The organism is Streptomyces sp. 2131.1, assembly GCF_900105515.1.
GTDB lineage: Bacteria > Actinomycetota > Actinomycetes > Streptomycetales > Streptomycetaceae > Streptomyces > Streptomyces drozdowiczii.
Genome location: NZ_FNSY01000001.1, coordinates 1,305,495 through 1,325,334 on the forward strand (window position 1 = coordinate 1,305,495; position 19,840 = coordinate 1,325,334).

19 protein-coding genes are annotated in these 19,840 nt (G+C 71.9%); 10 read left to right on the top strand and 9 right to left on the bottom strand.

All coding sequences use genetic code 11. The annotated features are described in order from the left end of the window. Positions 1–11: 11 nt before the first annotated feature. The 7 genes from cysC to BLW14_RS05850 all read left to right on the top strand — a co-directional run bounded on the left by cysC (position 12) and on the right by BLW14_RS05850 (position 6,675). Positions 12–557, top strand: coding sequence for an adenylyl-sulfate kinase (gene cysC, locus BLW14_RS05820; protein ID WP_018523698.1), 546 nt, complete (start codon positions 12–14; stop codon positions 555–557). Next, positions 554–1,489, top strand: a complete 936-nt coding sequence (cysD, locus tag BLW14_RS05825; protein WP_093705019.1) for a sulfate adenylyltransferase subunit CysD — start codon at positions 554–556, stop codon at positions 1,487–1,489. The genes cysC and cysD overlap by 4 nt, the downstream gene beginning before the upstream one ends. Then, a complete protein-coding gene (locus BLW14_RS05830) occupies positions 1,490–2,821 on the top strand; it encodes a sulfate adenylyltransferase subunit 1 (protein WP_093705021.1) in 1,332 nt (443 codons plus the stop codon). 242 nt (positions 2,822–3,063) lie between these two features. Beyond that, positions 3,064–4,179 (top strand): aliphatic sulfonate ABC transporter substrate-binding protein, encoded by a 1,116-nt coding sequence (locus BLW14_RS05835; protein ID WP_093705023.1) that lies wholly within the window; start codon positions 3,064–3,066, stop codon positions 4,177–4,179. 35 nt (positions 4,180–4,214) lie between these two features. After that, a complete protein-coding gene (locus BLW14_RS05840; protein WP_093705024.1) occupies positions 4,215–5,006 on the top strand; it encodes an ABC transporter ATP-binding protein in 792 nt (263 codons plus the stop codon). Beyond that, positions 4,993–5,910, top strand: coding sequence for an ABC transporter permease (locus tag BLW14_RS05845; RefSeq protein WP_093705026.1), 918 nt, complete (start codon positions 4,993–4,995; stop codon positions 5,908–5,910). The genes BLW14_RS05840 and BLW14_RS05845 overlap by 14 nt, the downstream gene beginning before the upstream one ends. 6 nt (positions 5,911–5,916) lie before the next feature. Then, positions 5,917–6,675: a sirohydrochlorin chelatase gene (locus BLW14_RS05850; RefSeq protein WP_093705028.1), complete on the top strand. Its 759-nt coding sequence runs from the start codon at positions 5,917–5,919 to the stop codon at positions 6,673–6,675. Between the two features lie 36 nt (positions 6,676–6,711). Here BLW14_RS05850 and BLW14_RS05855 read toward each other — a convergent pair whose 3' ends face one another. Together BLW14_RS05855 and BLW14_RS05860 are read right to left on the bottom strand one after the other, a co-directional pair. Continuing rightward, positions 6,712–7,344, bottom strand: a complete 633-nt coding sequence (locus tag BLW14_RS05855; RefSeq protein ID WP_093705030.1) for a DsbA family protein — start codon at positions 7,342–7,344, stop codon at positions 6,712–6,714. 68 nt (positions 7,345–7,412) lie between these two features. Next, positions 7,413–7,994 (bottom strand): TIGR03086 family metal-binding protein, encoded by a 582-nt coding sequence (locus BLW14_RS05860; RefSeq protein WP_093705032.1) that lies wholly within the window; start codon positions 7,992–7,994, stop codon positions 7,413–7,415. A gap of 138 nt (positions 7,995–8,132) precedes the next feature. On the opposite strand from BLW14_RS05860, the gene BLW14_RS05865 reads away from it, so the two are divergent. Further along, positions 8,133–8,969, top strand: coding sequence for an ABC transporter ATP-binding protein (locus tag BLW14_RS05865; RefSeq protein ID WP_093705034.1), 837 nt, complete (start codon positions 8,133–8,135; stop codon positions 8,967–8,969). Positions 8,970–9,038: 69 nt separating this feature from the next. On the opposite strand, the gene BLW14_RS05875 is transcribed toward BLW14_RS05865, so the two are convergent. Continuing rightward, the gene (locus BLW14_RS05875) at positions 9,039–9,416 is read right to left on the bottom strand and encodes a nuclear transport factor 2 family protein (protein ID WP_093705036.1); all 378 of its coding nucleotides are present in this window, start codon (positions 9,414–9,416) and stop codon (positions 9,039–9,041) included. A gap of 115 nt (positions 9,417–9,531) precedes the next feature. Then, positions 9,532–10,734 (bottom strand): S8 family peptidase, encoded by a 1,203-nt coding sequence (locus BLW14_RS05880; RefSeq protein WP_093705038.1) that lies wholly within the window; start codon positions 10,732–10,734, stop codon positions 9,532–9,534. 359 nt (positions 10,735–11,093) lie between these two features. Between BLW14_RS05880 and BLW14_RS05885 the strand changes: the two genes are divergently transcribed. Beyond that, positions 11,094–13,385 (top strand): MMPL family transporter, encoded by a 2,292-nt coding sequence (locus BLW14_RS05885; protein ID WP_093705040.1) that lies wholly within the window; start codon positions 11,094–11,096, stop codon positions 13,383–13,385. Positions 13,386–13,439: 54 nt separating this feature from the next. On the opposite strand, the gene BLW14_RS05890 is transcribed toward BLW14_RS05885, so the two are convergent. Genes BLW14_RS05890 through BLW14_RS05900 form a run of 3 tightly spaced genes read right to left on the bottom strand, consistent with a single transcriptional unit; the run spans position 13,440 to position 16,509 of the window. Further along, the gene (locus tag BLW14_RS05890; RefSeq protein WP_093705041.1) at positions 13,440–14,732 is read right to left on the bottom strand and encodes an ABC transporter substrate-binding protein; all 1,293 of its coding nucleotides are present in this window, start codon (positions 14,730–14,732) and stop codon (positions 13,440–13,442) included. Then, positions 14,732–15,571 carry a carbohydrate ABC transporter permease gene (locus BLW14_RS05895; RefSeq protein WP_093705043.1) on the bottom strand — a complete coding sequence of 280 codons (840 nt, stop codon included), beginning with the start codon at positions 15,569–15,571 and terminating at the stop codon, positions 14,732–14,734. Before BLW14_RS05895 ends, BLW14_RS05890 begins: the two co-directional genes overlap by 1 nt. Beyond that, positions 15,568–16,509 carry a carbohydrate ABC transporter permease gene (locus tag BLW14_RS05900; protein ID WP_177153904.1) on the bottom strand — a complete coding sequence of 314 codons (942 nt, stop codon included), beginning with the start codon at positions 16,507–16,509 and terminating at the stop codon, positions 15,568–15,570. The genes BLW14_RS05895 and BLW14_RS05900 overlap by 4 nt, the downstream gene beginning before the upstream one ends. Before the next feature lie 125 nt (positions 16,510–16,634). On the opposite strand from BLW14_RS05900, the gene BLW14_RS05905 reads away from it, so the two are divergent. Further along, positions 16,635–17,501 (top strand): phosphotransferase enzyme family protein, encoded by an 867-nt coding sequence (locus BLW14_RS05905; RefSeq protein WP_093705047.1) that lies wholly within the window; start codon positions 16,635–16,637, stop codon positions 17,499–17,501. 224 nt (positions 17,502–17,725) lie between these two features. Here BLW14_RS05905 and BLW14_RS05910 read toward each other — a convergent pair whose 3' ends face one another. After that, on the bottom strand, positions 17,726–18,454 hold the full coding sequence (locus tag BLW14_RS05910; protein WP_093705049.1) for a 3'-5' exonuclease: 729 nt from the start codon (positions 18,452–18,454) through the stop codon (positions 17,726–17,728). Positions 18,455–18,520: 66 nt separating this feature from the next. Beyond that, positions 18,521–19,753 (bottom strand): SAV2148 family HEPN domain-containing protein, encoded by a 1,233-nt coding sequence (locus tag BLW14_RS05915; protein WP_093705051.1) that lies wholly within the window; start codon positions 19,751–19,753, stop codon positions 18,521–18,523. Positions 19,754–19,840: the final 87 nt, after the last annotated feature.

A 19,840-nucleotide genomic window follows, 5' to 3' on the forward strand; every position in this document is an offset into this window, starting at 1 on the left:
AGGAGACTTCGATGAGCGTGACGGAGACGGGAGCCACCGTCTGGCTGACCGGTCTGCCGAGCGCCGGCAAGACCACCATCGCCTACGAACTCGCCGGGCGGCTGCGCGGCGAGGGCCACCGGGTGGAGGTGCTCGACGGCGACGAGATCCGCGAGTTCCTCTCGGCGGGCCTCGGTTTCTCGCGCGAGGACCGGCACACCAACGTGCAGCGGATCGGCTTCGTCGCCGAGCTGCTGGCGGCCAACGGCGTCAAGGTGCTGGTCCCGGTCATCGCCCCGTACGCGGACAGCCGGGACGCCGTCCGCAAGCGCCACCAGGCCGAGGGCACCGCGTACCTGGAGGTGCACGTCGCCACTCCGGTCGAGGTGTGCTCGGAGCGCGACGTGAAGGGTCTTTACGCCAAGCAGGCGGCGGGCGAGATCAGCGGGCTCACCGGGGTGGACGACCCCTACGAGGCCCCCGAGTCGCCCGATCTGCGCATCGAGTCGCACCGCCAGACCGTGCAGGAGTCCGCGGCGGAGCTGTACGCGCTGCTGAGCGAGAGGGGTGCGGCGTGACGACCGTCGCGACTGTGCAAGAGGGCACCGACAATCCGTACGCGCTGAGCCACCTGGACTCGCTGGAGTCCGAGGCGGTGCACATCTTCCGCGAGGTCGCGGGCGAGTTCGAGCGGCCGGTGATCCTGTTCTCGGGCGGCAAGGACTCGATCCTGATGCTGCACCTGGCGCTCAAGGCGTTCGCGCCGGCGCCGGTGCCGTTCACCCTGCTGCACGTGGACACCGGGCACAACTTCCCCGAGGTGCTGGCCTACCGCGACCGCGTGGTCGCCGAGCACGGGCTGCGGCTGCACGTCGCCTCCGTGCAGGAGTACATCGACGCCGGCAAGCTCCGCGAGCGCCCGGACGGCACCCGCAACCCGCTCCAGACCGTGCCGCTGACCGAGGCCATCCAGCAGCACCGCTTCGACGCGGTGTTCGGCGGCGGCCGGCGCGACGAGGAGAAGGCGCGCGCCAAGGAGCGGGTCTTCTCGCTGCGCGACGAGTTCTCCCAGTGGGACCCGCGCCGCCAGCGCCCCGAGCTGTGGCAGCTGTACAACGGCCGGCACGCCCCCGGCGAGCACGTCCGGGTCTTCCCGATCTCCAACTGGACCGAGCTGGACGTCTGGCAGTACATCGAGCGCGAGGGCATCGAGCTGCCGGAGATCTACTTCGCCCACGAGCGCGAGGTGTTCAACCGCAACGGCATGTGGCTGACCGCGGGCGACTGGGGCGGGCCCAAGGAGCACGAGGCCACCGAGACCCGCCAGGTGCGCTACCGCACGGTCGGCGACATGTCCTGCACCGGGGCCGTCGACTCCGACGCCACCACGCTGGACGCCGTGATCACCGAGATCGCCGCCTCCCGGCTCACCGAGCGGGGCGCGACCCGCGCCGACGACAAGATGTCCGAGGCCGCGATGGAAGACCGCAAGCGCGAGGGGTACTTCTAAATGACCACCACAGCTGAGCAGTTGAGCGCCACCACCCTGCTGCGCTTCGCCACCGCCGGGTCCGTCGACGACGGCAAGTCCACCCTCGTGGGGCGCCTGCTGCACGACTCCAAGTCGGTCCTCACCGACCAGCTGGAGGCCGTCGAGCACGCCTCGCGCAACCGCGGTCAGGAAGCGCCGGACCTGGCGCTGCTGACCGACGGGCTGCGCGCCGAGCGCGAGCAGGGCATCACCATCGACGTCGCCTACCGCTACTTCGCCACGCCCCGGCGCCGGTTCATCCTCGCCGACACCCCGGGCCACGTGCAGTACACCCGCAACATGGTGACCGGCGCCTCCACCGCCGAGCTGGCCGTGGTCCTGGTCGACGCCCGCAACGGGGTCGTCGAGCAGACCCGCCGGCACGCTGCGGTCGCCGCCCTGCTGCGCGTCCCGCACGTGGTGCTGGCCGTCAACAAGATGGACCTGGTGGACTACGCGGAGCCGGTGTTCGCCGCGATAGCCGAGGAGTTCACCGCGTACGCGGCCTCCCTCGGAGTCCCGGAGATCACCGCGATCCCGATCTCCGCGCTGGCCGGCGACAACGTCGTGGAGCCGTCCGCCCACATGGACTGGTACGGCGGCCCGACGGTCCTGGAGCACCTGGAGACGGTCCCGGTCAGCCACGACCTGACCGCCTGCCACGCCCGCTTCCCCGTCCAGTACGTGATCCGGCCGCAGACCGCGGAGCACCCCGACTACCGGGGCTACGCGGGCCAGATCGCGGCCGGTGTGTTCCGGGTCGGCGAGCCCGTGACCGTGCTGCCCTCGGGCCGTACGTCCACCATCGCGGGCATCGACCTGCTGGGGGACTCCGTGGACATCGCCTGGGCGCCCCAGTCGGTGACGCTGCGGCTCACGGACGACATCGACGTCTCGCGCGGCGACCTCATCGCGCCGGTGGGCGACGCCCCGGCGGTCACCCAGGACGTCGAGGCGACCGTCTGCCACGTGGCGGACGAGCCGCTGACCGTGGGCCGGCGGGTGCTGATCAAGCACACCACCCGCACGGTCAAGGCGATCGTCAAGGACATCCCCTCGCGGCTGACGCTGGACGACCTCTCTCAGCACCCGGCCCCGGGAAAGCTCGTCGCCAACGACATCGGCCGGGTCGTGGTCCGTACCGCCGAGCCGCTCGCGCTCGACGCGTACGCAGACTCGCGCCGCACCGGTTCGTTCCTCCTGATCGACCCCGCGGACGGCACCACGCTGTCGGCCGGCATGGCGGGCGCCTCGTTCGCCGCCGCCGAGGAAGCGCCGGCCGCGGACGACGACGCGGAGTGGGACTTCTGATGAGCACGGACTTCTTCTCGACCTTCGCCAAGGAGGGCGGCCGCGTCGGCAGCGGCGCCCTGGGCAGCGGTCAGGGCGGTGTCGGGCGATGTGCGCGATGACGTACGCGCACTGCCTGCGCGCCCGGAAGCACCAACAGCACCGCACGCACCGCCTGTTCAGACGAAGACCTGCCGACTTCCCGGCCGCTTCCCCGTAGTGACGGGGTCGTGAGCACCGGGCCAACGAGAGGAAAGCCTCCCGTGCCTGCCACCCGTACCACCCTGCGCCGCAGCCTCGCCGCTGCCGCCGCCCTGCCGCTGCTCGCCGTGGCGCTCACCGCCTGCGGCTACGGCTCCGAGAAGAAGGACGACGACGCCAAGACGGCGAACACGTCCTCCGGCGGGAAGAAGCTCTCGGCGGACACCGTGAAGATCGGGTACTTCCCGAACCTCACGCACGCCACCGCTCTGGTCGGCATCCAGGAAGGCATCATCGCCAAGGAGCTCGGGGGCACGACGGTCAAGCCCTCGACCTTCAACGCGGGCCCGTCCGAGATCGAGGCGCTCAACGCGGGCTCCATCGACATCGGCTTCATCGGCCCCTCTCCCTCCATCAACGGCTTCGTCAAGTCCAAGGGGAAGAGCCTGCGCATCATCGGCGGCGCGGCGTCCGGCGGAGTGAAGCTGGTCGTCAACCCGAAGAAGATCAAGACCCTCGACGACCTCAAGGGCAAGAAGATCGCGACCCCGCAGCTCGGCAACACGCAGGACGTGGCGTTCCTCAACTGGGTGTCCGAGAAGGGCTGGAAGGTCGACGCCCAGAGCGGCAAGGGTGACGTCTCCGTCGTCCGCAGCGACAACAAGGTGACGCCGGACGCCTACCGGTCCGGGTCCATCGACGGCGCGTGGGCGCCCGAACCGACCGCGTCCAAGCTGGTCGCGCAGGGGGCCAAGGTCCTCCTCGACGAGCGGAAGCTCTGGCCGGACGACAAGTTCGTGATCACGAACATCATCGTGTCGCAGAAGTTCCTCACCGAGCACCCGGACGTGGTCGAGGCCGTGCTCCGCGGTTCGGTCAACACCAACGCGTGGATCAAGGCCAACCCGGACAAGGCGAAGGCGTCCGCGAACGCGGCGCTCAAGACGCTGTCCGGCAAGGAGCTTCCGGCCGACGTCATCGACCCGGCGTGGGAGTCGATCGAGTTCATCGACGACCCGCTGGCCGCCACGCTCGACACGGAGGCCAAGCACGCCGTGAAGGCGGGCCTGCTGGACGAGACCGACCTGACCGGCATCTACGACCTGAAGCCGCTCAACAAGGTCCTCAAGGCCGCGGGCAAGCCCGCGGTCGACGACGCCGGCCTCGGCGTCAAGTAACCGACCGTTCCAGGATCTCCCAGGAGGTGACGACCATGGCGACGACCACGCTCACCAAGGCCGAGGACCGTACGGCGGTCGGGCACGCGGCCCGGATCGACCACGTCTCGAAGTCCTTCGGCGGGCCGCAGGGGCAGCAGCTCGTCCTCGACGACATCACGCTCGATGTCGCTCCGGGCGAGTTCGTCACCCTCCTGGGAGCTTCCGGGTGCGGTAAATCCACTCTGCTCAACCTGGTGGCGGGGCTCGACCACCCGTCCTCGGGGTCCATCGAGACCCCCGGCGGGCGGCCGGCCCTGATGTTCCAGGAGCACGCCCTCTTCCCGTGGCTGACCGCGGGCAAGAACATCGAACTGGCGCTGCGGCTGCGCGGCGTGCCCCGCGTGGACCGCCGCCCGGAGGCGGAGCGGCTGCTCGAACTCGTCCGCCTGGGCGGGGCGTACGGCAAGCGGGTGCACGAGCTGTCCGGCGGTATGCGCCAGCGCGTGGCGATGGCCCGCGCGCTCGCCCAGGACAGCCGGCTGCTGCTGATGGACGAGCCGTTCGCCGCGCTCGACGCCATCACCCGCGATGTGCTGCACGACGAACTGACCCGGATCTGGCGCGAGACCAACGTCTCCGTCCTCTTCGTCACGCACAACGTCCGCGAGGCCGTGCGCCTCGCGGAGCGCGTGGTGCTGCTCTCGTCCCGGCCCGGCCGGATCGCCCGTGAGTGGACGGTCGACATCGAGCAGCCGCGCCGCATCGAGGACACCGCCGTCGCGGAACTGTCCGTCGAGATCACCGAACAACTGCGTGGGGAGATCCGCCGACATGGCCAGCACTGAGACCACCGCCAAGGACGCCGACGGGTCCCGGACGCCGAAGGACGACGCCCAGGACCTGGCCGGTCTGGAGGCGGGGCTCGACGCGCTCGACGCGGTACGGGTGAGCCGCACGCCGGTCCGCCAGGTGCTGGTGCAGAAGGTGCTCCCCCCGGTCGTGGCGATGGCGCTCGTCCTCGTCGTCTGGCAGATCCTGATCTGGGCGAAGGTCACCGACGACTACAAGCTGCCGTCACCGGCCCTCGTGTGGGACGAGGTGTCGAACGCCTGGGCCCAGGGCACCCTGCTCGGCTACATCTGGACCAGCGTCTCGCGCGGTCTGCTCGGCTTCCTGCTCGCCCTGGTCATCGGCACCCCGCTGGGACTGCTGGTCTCCCGCGTGAAGGTGGTGCGCGCGGCGATCGGTCCGGTGCTCTCCGGTCTCCAGTCGCTGCCCTCGGTGGCGTGGGTGCCGCCGGCGGTCATCTGGCTGGGCCTGGACGACCGGATGATGTACGCGGTGATCCTGCTGGGCGCCGTGCCCTCGATCGCCAACGGTCTCGTCGCCGGCGTCGACCAGATCCCACCGCTGCACCTGCGGGCCGGCAAGACGCTCGGCGCGACGGGGCTGCGCGGCACCTGGCACATCGTGCTGCCCGCCTCGCTGCCGGGCTACCTGGCCGGGCTGAAGCAGGGCTGGGCGTTCTCCTGGCGCTCCCTGATGGCTGCCGAGATCATCGCCTCCTCGCCCGATCTGGGGGTGGGTCTCGGGCAGTTGCTCGAACAGGGCCGGGAGACCAGCAGCATGTCCATGGTCTTCCTCGCCATCTTCCTGATCCTGATCGTCGGTATCGCCATCGACCTGCTGATCTTCAGTCCGCTGGAGCGGTGGGTGCTGCGCAGCCGCGGTCTCCTCGTCAAGAGCTGAGCACCCATGTCCTCTCCGGTCCTCCTCGTCATCGCCCACGGCAGCCGTGACCCGCGGCACGCCGCGACCGTGCACGCGCTGACCGCGCGGGTACGGGCGCAGCGGCCGGGGCTCCACGTGGAGACGGCGTTCCTGGACTTCAACGCGCCCTCCGTGCCCCGCATCCTGGAACGGCTGGCCGCGGACGGCGCGCCCGAGGTGGTGGCGCTGCCGCTGCTGCTCACCCGGGCGTTCCACGCGAAGTCGGACATCCCGGCGGTGCTGCGCGAGGCCCGCGCGGCGCTGCCCCGGCTGCGGGTGCGGCAGGCCAAGGTGCTCGGCCCGTCGCCGCTGCTGAACGCCGCGCTGGAACGGCGGCTGTACGAGGCCGGGGTCCGCCCCGGCGACCGAAGCTCGACCGGGCTCGTCCTGGCCTCGGCGGGCTCATCAGACCCGGAGGCGATCGCAGTGATCGCTGAAATCGCGCGGGAGCTGCGGCACACCGGTTGGTGTTCCGTGCGGCCTGCGTTCGCCTCCGCATCCCTTCCCCGGACCGAGGACGCGGTGCGGGCCCTGCGGGCGGAAGGCGTCCGCCGCGTGGCGGTCGCCCCGTACGTGATCGCGCCCGGCCGTCTCCCGGACCGCATCGCGGCGGGGGCGGCCGAGGCCGGTGCGGAGGTGCTGGCCGGGGTGCTGGGCCCGGCCCCGGAGCTGGCCCGGCTGCTGCTGGACCGGTACGACGAGGCGACCGCGACCGCGTCGCGGCCGGTCGCGGTCGGCGCCTGAGGCGAGCGGCGGGCCGGGCGGGCCGGGCGGGCCGGCTCAGCCGACGTCGATGCCGCCCGTACGGGTGCGCTTGAGCTCGAAGAAGTCGGCGTGGCCGGCGAGCACCCGGAAGCTGTCGAACAGCCGGGCCGCCTCCTCGCCGCGCGGGATCGCCCGCAGCACGGGCCCGAACCACACGGTCCCGTCGACGTGGATCGTGGGCGTGCCGACGTAGCCGCCCGCCTCCGGGTCCTGGCCGGCCTCGTGACTGCGCCGCACGGCCTCGTCGTACGCGTCGTCGTGGGCGGCGTCCGCGAGGTGAGCGGGCAGGTCCAGCTCGGCGAGGGACTGGGCGATCACCTCGTCGAAGTCCTCGTTCTTCTGCTGGTGGATCCGGCTGCCGAGGGCCATGTAGAGGTCGCGCAGGACCTCCTCGCCGCGCTCCTCGGCGGCGGCCGCCGCCACCCGTACGGGGCCGATCGACCGGTCGACGAGGTCCCGGTACCAGTCGGGGAGTTCGTTGCCGATGTTGTGCAGGTAGAGGCTCATGACGTGGAAGCGGAGTTCGATGTCGCGGTGCTGCTCCACCTCCAGCATCCAGCGTGAGGTGATCCAGGCGAACGGGCAGGCCGGGTCGAAGTAGAAGTCGACGACGGGCCTGCCCTGTTCCGGGGCTCGGTGAGTGGTCATGGGGCGAGCCTAGCCAGCCGGTGGCGCACTACTCCGGTCCATTCGGCACCCCTGGGCCTGGGCCATTCTCAGGACGCGGTCCACCGCGGGTCGCGTCCGCTCAGGGCCAGCGCACGGGTGAACCCGGTGGCGCCGGGGGCGGCCACCTCGTCGGTGAACCCCTCGTACTGGCGGTAGAGCGCGGCGGTCTTCTCCACGGTCCCCAGTACGTGAGCGGCGGCCTCGTCGGAGAGCCGGAACTCCTGGCCGGTGGCGCGGGCCACGTCCCAGCCGTGCAGCGCGATCTCCTCGATGAGCATCGCGGCGGTGTCGGCGGCCGGGGACGCGGACTCGCCCTCCCCGATGGTGCCCTCCCAGACGGCCGGGTCGGACCAGGCGGCCACGGCCCGGTCGAGCTGGGTGGCGTAACGCTCGGCCCAGTCGGCGTCCGCGGTGAAGTCGCGGGCGATCAGCTCCTCGGGCAGCTCGGTGCGCAGGGCGCGGTGCTCCATGCCGTGCGAGGTGTAGAGCACCCAGTGGTTGATGAGCGTGCGGACGTCCCAGTCCGCGCAGGGGGTGGCGGTCGCCTCCAGCTGTCGGGCGCTGACGCCCCGGGCCACACGGGCGGCCTCGGCGGCGCATTCGGTCATGTGGGCGTGCTCGGTCTTCATGCACCCCAACCTAGGCACGGGCGTGCGGCCGGTATTGAAGAAAGGCGACAGGTGCCGGACGAGGAGCGTGTACGGGGCACGGATAGGCTTTCCGGTGCGCAGGAAGCCGCTCGCGCCCGTACGAAGGAGCAGCCGCACGTGACCACCACCGCACCCCTGTCCCCCGCCGCCGCCACGGCCCCGGTCCCGGTCGTCCGGGCCGACGAGGTCTCGCTCGTACGCGACGGGAACGTCCTGCTCGACTCGGTCTCGCTCACCGTGCACGGCGGGGAGCACTGGGCGCTGCTCGGGGCCAACGGGGCGGGCAAGAGCACGCTGCTCGGGCTGCTCGGGGCGGTCACGCACCCCACCCGGGGTTCGGTCGAGGTGCTGGGCCGGACGCTGGGGCGGGTGGACCTGCGGGAGCTGCGGACGCTCCTCGGCCATGTCAATCCGCGCCATCCGCTGCGTTCCCCGCTGACGGTGAGCGAGGTGGTGCTGACCGGTCTGACGAACTCCGTCGAGCCGGTGCCGCGCTGGTCGCCGGGCCCGGGGCAGCGGGAGCGCGCGGAGCGGCTGCTGAAGATGCTGGGCATGGGCGGCAAGACGGGCTCGCGCTGGCCGTCGCTGTCGCAGGGCGAGCGCGGCAGGACGCTGATCGCCCGCGCCCTGATGCCGCAGCCCCGGCTGCTGCTGCTCGACGAACCGGCGACCGGCCTCGACCTGGCCGCCCGGGAACAGCTGCTGGACAGTCTGGACGCGTTGCGCGAGGAGCACCCGGAGCTGGCGACCGTGCTGGTGACCCATCATCTGGAGGAGCTGCCCGCCTCGACGACGCACGCGATGCTGCTGCGCGGCGGGCGGTGCCTGGCCTCGGGCGGGGCGGACGAGGTGCTGACCACGGACCGGGTCAGCGAGTGCTTCGGGCACCCGGTGCACATCAGCCGGACGGACGGCCGGTGGGCGGCGCGGGCCCGGCGGGCGCCCCGGGGCTGACGCGGGGGCTCGGCGGCCGGGGCTTCAGCAACCGGGGCTTCAGCAGCCGGGGCTTCAGTAGCCGGGGCTTCAGTAGCCGGGTGCGGCCTCGAAGGGCGTGGCCTGGTGGTAGTAGAGCAGCCAGCCGGCCGCGGTGCGGCGCCAGAGCGAACTGCGGTGAGCGTGCCTGCCCTTGGCCTCGGTGTCGAAGGTGACGTGGACGAGCTCGTCGGCGAGGTGGATACCGCTCATCCGGGACGCGGTGAGCCGCCCCGGTCCCGGGGCGAGGCCCGAGACGAGCAGATCGATGATCGTGGACCTGTCCCAGTGGCGGCCGGTGCTGTCCACCTCGCGGTAGTCGGGGTGCAGCACCTGGTCGAGGAGCTCGGCGGAGGCCCGGACCAGGGGGTCGAGGAGCCGGAGCTCGCCCTCGATGGCCGCGGCCACGCCCGGCGTCGGTCCGGTCATGCCCGCCTCCCGCCCGCAACGGTTGTCATGGGGCAAGCGTAGGACGGTGACGGCGCACCGCGCGGCCGCCGCGCCCCGTGGGGGAGAGCGCGGTGGCCGCCGGTGGATGGCGCTGTTATTCGACGATCTTCAGCAGCTTGTTCGCGGTGCCCGCGGTGGCGTTGCTGATGGCGTCCGGGGTGGCCCCGTCGGTCAGGGCCTGGGAGACCTCGGCCGGGGTGGCGTCCGGGTGCCCGGCCAGATAGACGGCGGCGGCGCCGACGACGTGCGGGGTCGCCATCGACGTACCGGAGATGGTGTTGGAACCGGTGTCGCTGTCGTTCCAGGACGAGGTGATGTCGGAGCCCGGGGCGTAGATGTCCACGACCGAGCCGTAGTTGGAGAACGACGACTGCTCGTCGTCCACGGTGGACGAGGCGACCGTGATGGCCTCGGGGACGCGGGAGGGCGAGCCCTCGCCCGCGTCGCTCGACTCGTTGCCCGCGGCGACCGCGAAGGTGACGCCGGAGGCGATGGCCTTCTGGACGGCCGCGTCGAGCGCCTCGTCGGCGCCGCCGCCGAGGCTCATGTTGGCGACGGACGGGCCCTGGTGGTTCTCGGTGACCCAGTCGATGCCGGCGACGACCTGCTCGGTGGTGCCGGAGCCGGAGTCGTCCAGGACGCGGACGGCGACGATCTTGGCCTTCTTGGCGACGCCGTACGTCGACCCGGCTATGGTGCCGGCGACGTGGGTGCCGTGGCCGTTGCCGTCGTCGGCGCTGTCGTCGTTGTCGACCGCGTCGAAGCCGGAGCTGGCCCGGCCGCCGAACTCCTCGTGGGTGGTGCGGACACCGGTGTCGATGACGTACGCGGTGACGCCCTCGCCCGCGCTGTCCGGATAGGTGTACGCGTTGTCGCCGGCGGTCTCCGCCTGGTCGATGCGGTCCAGGCCCCACGACGGCGGGTTGTCCTGGGTGGCGTCGATGTGGAACTTCTTGTTCTGGACGACCTTGGAGACGGCCGGGTCGGCGGCGAGCCGCTTGGCCTCGGTCTCCGAGAGGCCGCTGGCGGAGAAGCCGTTGATGGCGGAGCTGTAGTTGCGCTTCAGCTTCCCGCCGTATTCCTTGGCGAGCTCCGCCTTGTCCGCCTTCCGGTCCAGCATCACGATGTAGCTGCCCGAGACCGCGGTCGCCGCGTCGGCACCGTAGATCTTGCCCATCGCGGGGGCGGGTGTCGCTCCGGCGAAGGGGCTGCCCATCAGGGTCACGCCGGCGGCAGCCGCCACCGCCGTGATGGAGGCGGTCAGCTTGAACCGGCGTGCGCGCTTGTGAATGGCCATGAAGAGGGGTCTCCTCGTCATTCTTTGTGGGGGGATTGGCCCCCGGCCGGAAGATCTCCGGGGGTTGGCTCGAAACCCTGACCGATTGACGCGCGCAGTTCAAGGCCTTCATACAGCTCTGACGCAGTCGTCAATCTTTCGTCACAAGACGCCCGCACCTGCTCCCCGATGCCCCGACCACCTTTACGTGTAAGGGGCTTCATTCCCCCTTCTGAGGGGCAGGCACCGTCCCCAGGGCGGAGGCCCACCGCTCCCGGCTCGGCAGAGAGCATGACGAGATGGCCTTACGCGGCGCCTACTTTCGAATGCGGGAGGCGGCGGCGGTGGGCCGGTGCCGGGCACAAGGGGGCAGGCCCGTCATGGGGAGTGTGGATTCGGCGCGGACGCGGGAGCCGCGGGTACGGGGCATCGCGGCCCGGGCGGGCGGCTGGAGCGCCCGGCACCGCTGGGCGGCGGTGACGGTCTGGGTGCTGTTCGTCGTGCTGGCGATGGGCCTCGGCTCCGCGGCGGGCCGGGTGGACGTCAAGGAGAGCGACCAGATGTCCGGCGAGGTGGGCCGGGCCGTGCAGATCATCGAGGACGCGGGGCTCAAGGACCCGGCAGGCGAGACCGTCCTCGTCCAGTCGGAGGGCGAGGGCGGGGCCGTGGCCGGTTCCGCGGAGTTCCGCGCGGCGGTGAAGGACGTGATCGAGGCCGTCCAGGCCACCGGTGAGGTCACCGCCGTCACCTCGCCGTACACCACCAAGTCCATCTCGGCCGACGGGCACAGCGCGCTGGTGCAGTTCGAGATGCGGGGCGACCCCGAGACGGCGAGCGAGCGCGTCGGGCCCGTCCTGGACGCCGTCGCGAAGGTGGACGACACCCACAAGGAGCTGCTGATCGAGGAGATCGGCGGCGCCAGCATGGGCAAGACGTTCGACGACGCCTTCGGCAGCGACTTCCAGCGCGCCGAGTTCTCCGCCGTGCCGGTCGCGCTCGGCATCCTGCTCATCGCCTTCGGCGCGCTCGTCGCCGCACTGCTCCCGGTAGCCCTGGCGCTCACCGCGATCATCGCGACCATGGGCCTGATGGGCGTGGTGAGCCACCTCCAGCCGATGAGCGACACCGCCAACTCCGTGATGCTGCTGGTCGGACTGGCCGTCGGCGTCGACTACTGCCTGTTCTACCTGCGCCGCGAGCGCGAGGAGCGGGCCAAGGGGCGGGACCCCCGGACCGCGCTGATGATCGCCGCCGCGACCAGCGGCCGCGCCATCGTGGTCTCCGGTGTGACGGTCTGCGTGGCGATGGCGGGCATGCTGTTCACCGGCATCGCGGAGTTCGAGGCGATGGGCCTGGCCTCGCTGATGGTCGTCGCCGTCGCCATGGTCGGCTCGGTCACCGTGCTCCCGGCCCTCCTCTCGCTGCTCGGTGAGCGGGTCGAGAAGGGCCGGGTGCCGTTCCTGAACCGCTCGAAGCGTTCGGAGCGCGGCGGCGCGGACGGCGAGAGCCGGGTGTGGCGCGCGGTGCTCACCGCGGTGCTGCGCCGCCCGTGGACCGCGCTCGTGGTCGCCGCCGGCGCGCTCGCCGCGATCGCGCTGCCCGCGCTCGGCATGCACACCCAGAACCTCACCCTGGACCAGGAGTTCGGCGACTCGCTGCCGATCGTGCGGACCTACGACCGGCTGAACGAGGCGTTCCCCGGGGGCGCCGACCCGGCGCAGGTCGTGGTGAAGGCCGACGACATCGGCGCCGCCCCGGTGCGCAAGGCACTGGAGGAGTTCCGCCGCCGGGCCGTCGCCTCGGGGGCCTCGAAGGGCCCGGTCGACATCGTCACGCACGACGCGGCGAACGTCGCGGTCATCGACGTACCGCTGGTCGGCGGCTCGGACCAGGAGAAGGCCGAGAAGAGCCTGGACCTGCTGCGCGACACGGTGCGTCCGGCGACGTTCGGCAAGGTGCCGGGGGTCGAGGCGCCGATCACCGGACAGGTCGCCGGTTCGAAGGACTTCAACGACCAGATCGTGGGCTCGGTGGTGCCGGTCTTCGCCTTCGTGGTCGTCTTCGCCTTCCTGCTGATGCTGCTCTGCTTCCGGTCGCTGACGGTCGCGATCACCTCGATCGTCCTCAACCTGCTCTCGGTGGGCGCCGCCTACGGCATCCTGACGGCCGTCTTCCAGCACGGCTGGGGCGCCTCGCTGGTGGGCGCGGAGGGCGTCGGCGCGATCATCTCCTGGCTGCCGCTGTTCCTCTTCGTGATCCTCTTCGGGCTCTCGATGGACTACCACGTGTTCGTGGTCTCCCGTATCCGTGAGGCCCGCCTCCAGGGCCGCAACACCCGGGACGCCATCGCCCACGGCGTGGTCACCACGGCCGGGGTCGTCACCAGCGCGGCCGTGATCATGGTCGCCGTGTTCGCGATCTTCGGCACGCTGTCGATGCAGTCCATGAAGCAGATGGGCGTCGGCCTCGCGGCGGCCGTGCTGATCGACGCGACGATCATCCGCGGGGTGCTGCTCCCGGCCGTCATGGCCCTGCTGGGCGAGCGCAACTGGTACTTCCCGACGTGGCTGCGGTGGCTGCCGGACATGACGCACGACGAGTCGTACGACGACGCGCCGGCGGTGACCGCACCGGCGCGCGGCGGCGAGGAGCCGGAGCGGGTCGGCGTCTGATCCCCTCTTGTACGTGGGCCCTCCTCCCGGACGCCGGGAGGAGGGCCCACGCGTTCAGCGCTGGTAGCGGGCCAGGACCCGGTTGCCGTCGGTCACCAGACGCTTCTTCAGCTCGGCGGCGTCGATCGCGCCGCTGTAGTACTCCTGGAGCGCGGGCGTCGCCACCTTGTCCTTCCACTCGGGGTAGCCGCGCACCGACTGGGCCGGGGCGGAGCGCAGCGACCCGGCGAGCGCGGCGCCCGTCGCCCAGCCCAGGTGCGCGGTGTGCAGCGCGGGGTCGGCCAGCGCCTCGGTGCCGGTGGGCAGCATCCAGTCCCCCTTGGCCAGGCGGACCATGTTGGCGGGCTTGAGCAGGAAGTCGATGAAGCGGACCGCCTCCTTCTTGTGCGGGCTGTCCTCGGCCACGGACAGGGTCTGCGGGCTCACCCCCTGCGCCAGTCCGTCCCGGCCCGCCGGGGCGGGCAGCACCGTCCACTCGAACCCCTCCGGCGCCTGCTCGACGACCTGCTGGCGGTACGAGAACCCGAGCGGCACCATCGCGTACTTGCCGCCGAAGAAGCCCGGCAGGGTGTCGCCGCCGCCCATGCCGAGCGCGGTGCGGGCGGCGCTGTGGTCGGTGTTGACCTGGTCGTGGATGGTGCCGGGCACGACCTGGTCGCCCTCCCCCATCGCGACGGTCACCTTGCCGTCGGCGCCCCGGTGGAAGAGCTGCCCGCCCGCCGCGAGGCCGAGGTTGAGGGTGACGGAGACGGGTTCCTTGAGCGGCCAGGCGACCCCGTACCGGCCCTTGCCCGTCAGCTCCTCGGTCACCTTCCGGAACTCCGCCCAGCTCCACGGCTCCTCGGGGGTGGGGATGCGGACCCCGGACGCCTTGAGGATCTTGGTGTTGGCGATCAGGACCCTCGGCTCCTGGAGGAACGGCACGCCGTAGACCCCGCCGTCGAAGGTGGCCGTCTCCCAGCTGTTGCCGGGGATGGCGTCGGTCAGCCCCTTCGGCAGGAGCGGGCGCAGGTCGGCGAGGTAGCCGCCGTACGCGAAGTCGGCGAGGTCGTCGGAGGCGTCGTGGATGATGTCGGGCGCCTCGCCGCCCTCGAAGGAAGTGAGGAGCTGGTCGTGGACGCTGTCCCAGCTGCCCTGGACGTACTCGACGTGGATGTCCGGGTGGGCCGCGTTCCACTCCTTCACCAGCTGCTTGTTGATGTCGACGGACTCCTTCTGCCAGGCCAGCGACTGGAAGCGGAGCGTGATCCTCCCGTCCGTGTCGCCGTCGCCGCCCCCGCCGCAGCCGGTGAGCAGCAGGGCCAGCGCGGTGGCCGCCGCGGCGGCGTTGCGTACGAGCGCGCGCATCAGCTCTTCACCGCCCCGGCCAGCATGCCGCCGGTGATCCGCCGCTGGATCACGGCGAACAGGACGAGCGACGGGAGGGTGGCGAGGAACGCGGCGGCGGCGAGCGGCCCGAGGTCGCTTGCACCCTCGGCGCCGAGGAAGTGCGTCAGTACGACCGGCAAGGTCTGCTTCTCCGGGGTCTTGAGGAGGACGAGGGCGAAGAAGAACTCGTTCCACGCGGTGATGAACGCGAACAGGGCCGTGGCGACGATCCCGGGCGCCAGCAGCGGGGCGGTGACGGAGACCAGCGTCCGCAGCCGCCCGGCCCCGTCGACCGCCGCCGCCTCCTCCAGCTCGCGCGGCACGGCCCGTACGTAGCCGACGAGCATCCACAGCGCGAAGGGCAGCGCCCACACCACGTAGACCATGATCAGCCCCCAGAGGGTGTTGATCAGGTGCAGGTTCTTCAGCACCAGGAACAGCGGAATGATCAGCAGCACGAACGGGAACGCCTGGCTGATCACCACCCAGCCGGTGGCTGCCGTGGAGAGCCTGGTGCGGTGGCGGGCCATCACATAGGCCATCGGGGTCGCGATCAGGACGGCGATCAGCCCGGCCGAGAGCGCGGCGATCAGCGAGTTGGCGGCGGCCCGCAGCAGCGGCTGCTCGGCGAACGCCTGCCGGAAGTTGTCCAGCGTCGGGTGCTGCGGGATCCAGGTCGGGTGCAGGGAGCCGAGCTCCGGCGCGGGCTTGAAGGCGGTGGAGATCAGCCACAGGAACGGGAACGCCAGGAAGACCAGGTAGCACAGCAGCGCCACGTACTGCCCGGCGCGCACGGACCGTTTGGTACGCATGCTCATCGCTCGTCGCCTCCCCCGAGCCGGCCGGCGAGATACACGGCGAGGATCACGGAGATCACCGCGACCATCACACAGCCCATCGCGGCGGCGTAGCCGAACTGTCCGTAGCGGAAGGCCTCCTCGTACGCGAAGAGCATCGGCAGCCTGGTCCGGCCGCCGGGGCCGCCGTTGGTCAGGACGTAGACCAGGGCGAAGGAGTTGAAGTTCCAGATGAAGTTGAGCGCGGTGATGGAGAGGGCGACCGGTCTGATGGCGGGCCAGGTCACCGTCCTGAACCGGCGCCACGCACCCGCCCCGTCCAGCGCGGCGGCCTCGTGGAGTTCGTGCGGGGTGTTCTGGAGCCCGGCCAGCAGGGCGACCGTGGTCTGCGGCATCCCGGACCAGACGCCGACGAGGATGACCGCGGGCAGCGCGGTGGCGAGCCCGGTCAGCCAGTCCCGGCCGTCCCCGAGCCCCAGGTCGCGGATGGTCTCGTTGAGGATGCCGGCGTCCGGGTTGTAGACGAGGCGCCACATGATGCCGACGACAACCTCGGGCATCGCCCACGGGATGATCGCCAGGGCCCGGGCCAGCCAGCGCATCCGCAGGTTCTCGTTGAGCAGCAGCGCGAGGCCGAGCGCGAGCACGAACTGCGGGACGGTGACGCCGACCGCCCACACCAGGCCGATCCGGAACGACTCCCAGAACAGCCCGTCGTGCAGCAGGTCCTGGAAGTTCAGCGTGCCGGTCCACTGCGTGGAGCGCGTACGGCCGGACTGGGCGTCGGTGAAGGCCAGCGCGATGCCGTAGAGCAGCGGGCCGACGCTCAGGACGAGGATCGGGATGAGGGCCGGCAGCACCAGGAACCAGGTTCCGGCACCCCGGTCGGGCCGTCCGTCGGTGCGGTTGCCGGGAGGTCCGTGGCGCCCGGACCGCACGGTTGCACTCGCCAATGTCATACTTACGCCCCCTTTGCGTCGATCGACCGGCTTCTTGCCGTTCTGGCCGCTCAGGTGGCCTCCGTCATCGTGCTGACGGACCGCCGGTTCGTCAAGGCAACCTGCACGGATGCGAAAATCGGGCCATGAACGAGATGGAAGCGCGCGAGGTGCTGGCCGCCGCCGGGTTCCCCGGTGGGGCGGAGCTGATCGCGCTCGGCGAGAACGCGGTGTTCGCCTCCGGCGACCTCGTCGTCAAGGTCGGCCGGGACGCCGTGCGCCACCCGGAACTGCTGGAGCGGGCCGAGCGCGAGGTGGCCGTCGCACGGTGGCTCGCCGCGTCCGGAGTCCCCGCCGTGCGGGCTGCCGGGGAGACGGCCCGGGCGGTCGACGGCCACCCGGTGACCGTGTGGCACCGGCTGCCACAGGCGGTGCGGCCCGCCGAGCCGCGCGATCTGGCCCCGCTGCTCGGCGCCGTGCACGCGTTGCCCGCCCCGGAGGGCTTCGCGCTGCCGCGCCGGGAGCTGCTGGGCGGCGTCGAGCGGTGGCTGCGGCTGGCGGGCGACGCGATCGACCCGGCCGACGCGGCGTATCTGCGCGAGCGGCGCGACGGCTTCGCGGCGGCGGCCGCGGCGCTGGTCCCGCATCTGCCGCCGGGTCCGATCCACGGCGACGCGCTGGCGCGCAACGTCCATGTCGGGCCGGACGGGCCGGTCCTGGTGGACCTGGAGACCTTCTCCTCGGACCTGCGCGAGCACGATCTGGTGGTCCTCGCCCTGTCCCGCGACCGGTACGGCCTGGCGGCCGACGCCTATGACGCGTTCACCGATGCGTACGGGTGGGACGTGCGCGAGTGGGACGGCTGCGGGGTGCTGCGCGGGGCGCGGGAGACGGCGAGCTGTGCGTGGGTGGCGCAACACGCGCCGTCCAACGCGGCCGCTCTCGCGGAGTTCCGGCGCAGGGTGGCGTCCCTGCGGGACGGGGACCCTTCGGTGCGGTGGTATCCGTTCTGAGTCGGCTGGGTGCCCCCGGCGTGCCGGTCCAGCGTTTGTCCTCAATCGCCGGACGGGCTTGGATTGGCCCTCCTCACGGCGGAGGTGGCCCGGGCGCCCGCCGATCGATTGTCCTCAATCGCCGGACGGGCTTGGATTTCCGGCCGCGGGCAGAAGACGGCAGGCGGCACGATCCAGCCCGTCCGGCGATTGAGGACACCACGCGGACGGGCGTGACGCGCGCTTCAGGCGGTCGTGCGCACCGGCTCCCGCACCGGCCATCGGCCGTCCACCACCGCGTCCGCCGTGCCCTTGCGGCGGAGGAACTGCTGGAAGTCCGCGGCCCACTCCGCGTACCAGGCGATCTGGCGTTCGTGCAGCCGGTCGGCCGGAAGTTCGGCGACGACGCGGTGGCGGGCGGCTATCGCGTACGCCACGCGCACCGCGGCCAGCGCGTCCGCCGTCGCGTCGTGGGCTCCGCCGTGGACCACGCCGTACTCGACGCAGACCGCCTCCAGGTTGCGCTTGCCCTTGCGGTAGCGGTCGACGGCCCGGTCGATGGTGTACGGGTCGATGACGGGGCCGACGGGGGCGCCGTCGAGCCGGTCGGCGAGCGAGGGCAGCCCGTGGCGGTGCAACTCGGCGGTGAGCAGGGTGAGATCGAAGGCCGCGTTGTACGCCACGACGGGCGTGCCCCGGCGCCAGTACCCGGCGAGCGTGTCGGCGATCTCGTCGGCGACCTCACGGGCCGGCCGGCCCTCGGCGGCCGCGCGCTCGTTGCTGATGCCGTGGATCGCGGAGGCCTGGGCGGGGATGCGGATGCCCGGGTCGGCCAGCCAGCTGTGCCGGGCCACCGGCTCACCGTCCCGGCCGTCGACGGCGATCACCGCGGCCGTCACGATCCGGGCCTCCAGCGGGTCCGTCCCCGTCGTCTCCAGATCGAAGCCGACCAGCGCGTGCCGGTGCCAGCTCATCCCGTACCTCCTTCGTGGTGCTCCCCCGGATGTCGACCACCCTCGCACGGGCCACTGACAACGCCGTCAGGAGACCGGCCGGGAGTCCGTCCACACGGACTCGAACTCCTCGCGGTAGGTCTCGAAGAGCCCGTGCTCGTACCCCTGCCCCGCCCGTACCACGGCACGCCCGCCGCCGCGCAGCACCAGCACCGGCGCCTCCATGCCGCGCGCCCGGCGCAGATAGGTCTGCACGACGCCGACCGCGTCGGCCCCGTCGCCGTCGACCAGGTAGGCCGTGAAGCGCGGGGTCTCGTCGAAGACGTGGATCTCGAAGGCGCCCGGGTCGCGGAGCTTGGACCGCACGCGCCGCATGTGCAGGATGTTCATCTCCACGGACCGGCTCAGCTCGCCCTTCTTGAGGCCGAGCTCCCGTTCACGGCGCTTGACCGCGCTGCTGGCCGGGTTGATGAAGAGCAGCCGGATCCGGCAGCCCGACTCGGCGAGCCGGATGAGGCGGCGTCCGGAGAAGTTCTGCACCAGGAGGTTGAGCCCTATCCCGATCGCGTCCAGCCGGCGCGCGTCGCCGAAGAGGTCCTCGGCGGGCAGCTGGCGCTGGAGGCGGACCCGGTCGGAGTGGACGGAGACCACGTCCGCGTACCGGTCGCCCACCAGCTCCTCGACGGCGTCGACCGGGAGCCGGTCGGAGGAGGGCACGGCCGCCCCGCTGCCCAGCATCTCCAGGAGCCGGGACGAGGCCCGCTCCGCCTGGGCGAGGACCGCCTCGTTGAGGGCGCGGTTGCGGGAGACGACGTTGCGTGCGACCTCCAGCTCGTCGAGTGCCAGTTCGACGTCGCGGCGGTCGTCGAAGTACGGCTCGAAGCAGGGCCAGTGCTGGACCATCAGCTCGCGGAGCTGGGGCAGCGTGAGGAAGCTGAGGACGTTGTCGTCGGCCGGGTCGAGCAGATAGCCCTTGCGGCGGGAGACCTCGCGCACGGCGACGGCGCGCTGCACCCACTCCTGGCCGGCGGGCCCGGCCGCGGCCACCACCCAGTCCTCGCCGTGCACGGGTTCGTAGATCGGCCGGAGCACCGCCGCGACCACGGCGCGCAGCCGCTGTTCGACGAGATTCAGCCAGATATAGGCGCGCCCGGCCCGCTGGGCGCGCGTGCGCACCTCGCTCCAGGCGTCGGCGCCCCAGTCCAGTTCCGCGCCGATCTCCAGGGGCTGCGCCAGCGAGACCGCCCCGGGCGGGACCTCGGCCACGTCCCCCTCGTGAGCCGCGTCACCAGGGGGCAGCTCGAACCCTCCCGAGCTCACCCACGCACCGCCTTCCACTCCCCCACCAACGATCAAGGAAGGGTACTCCGGGAGCGGGAGCCGGTGCAGCCGGATGCGCAGGCTCCT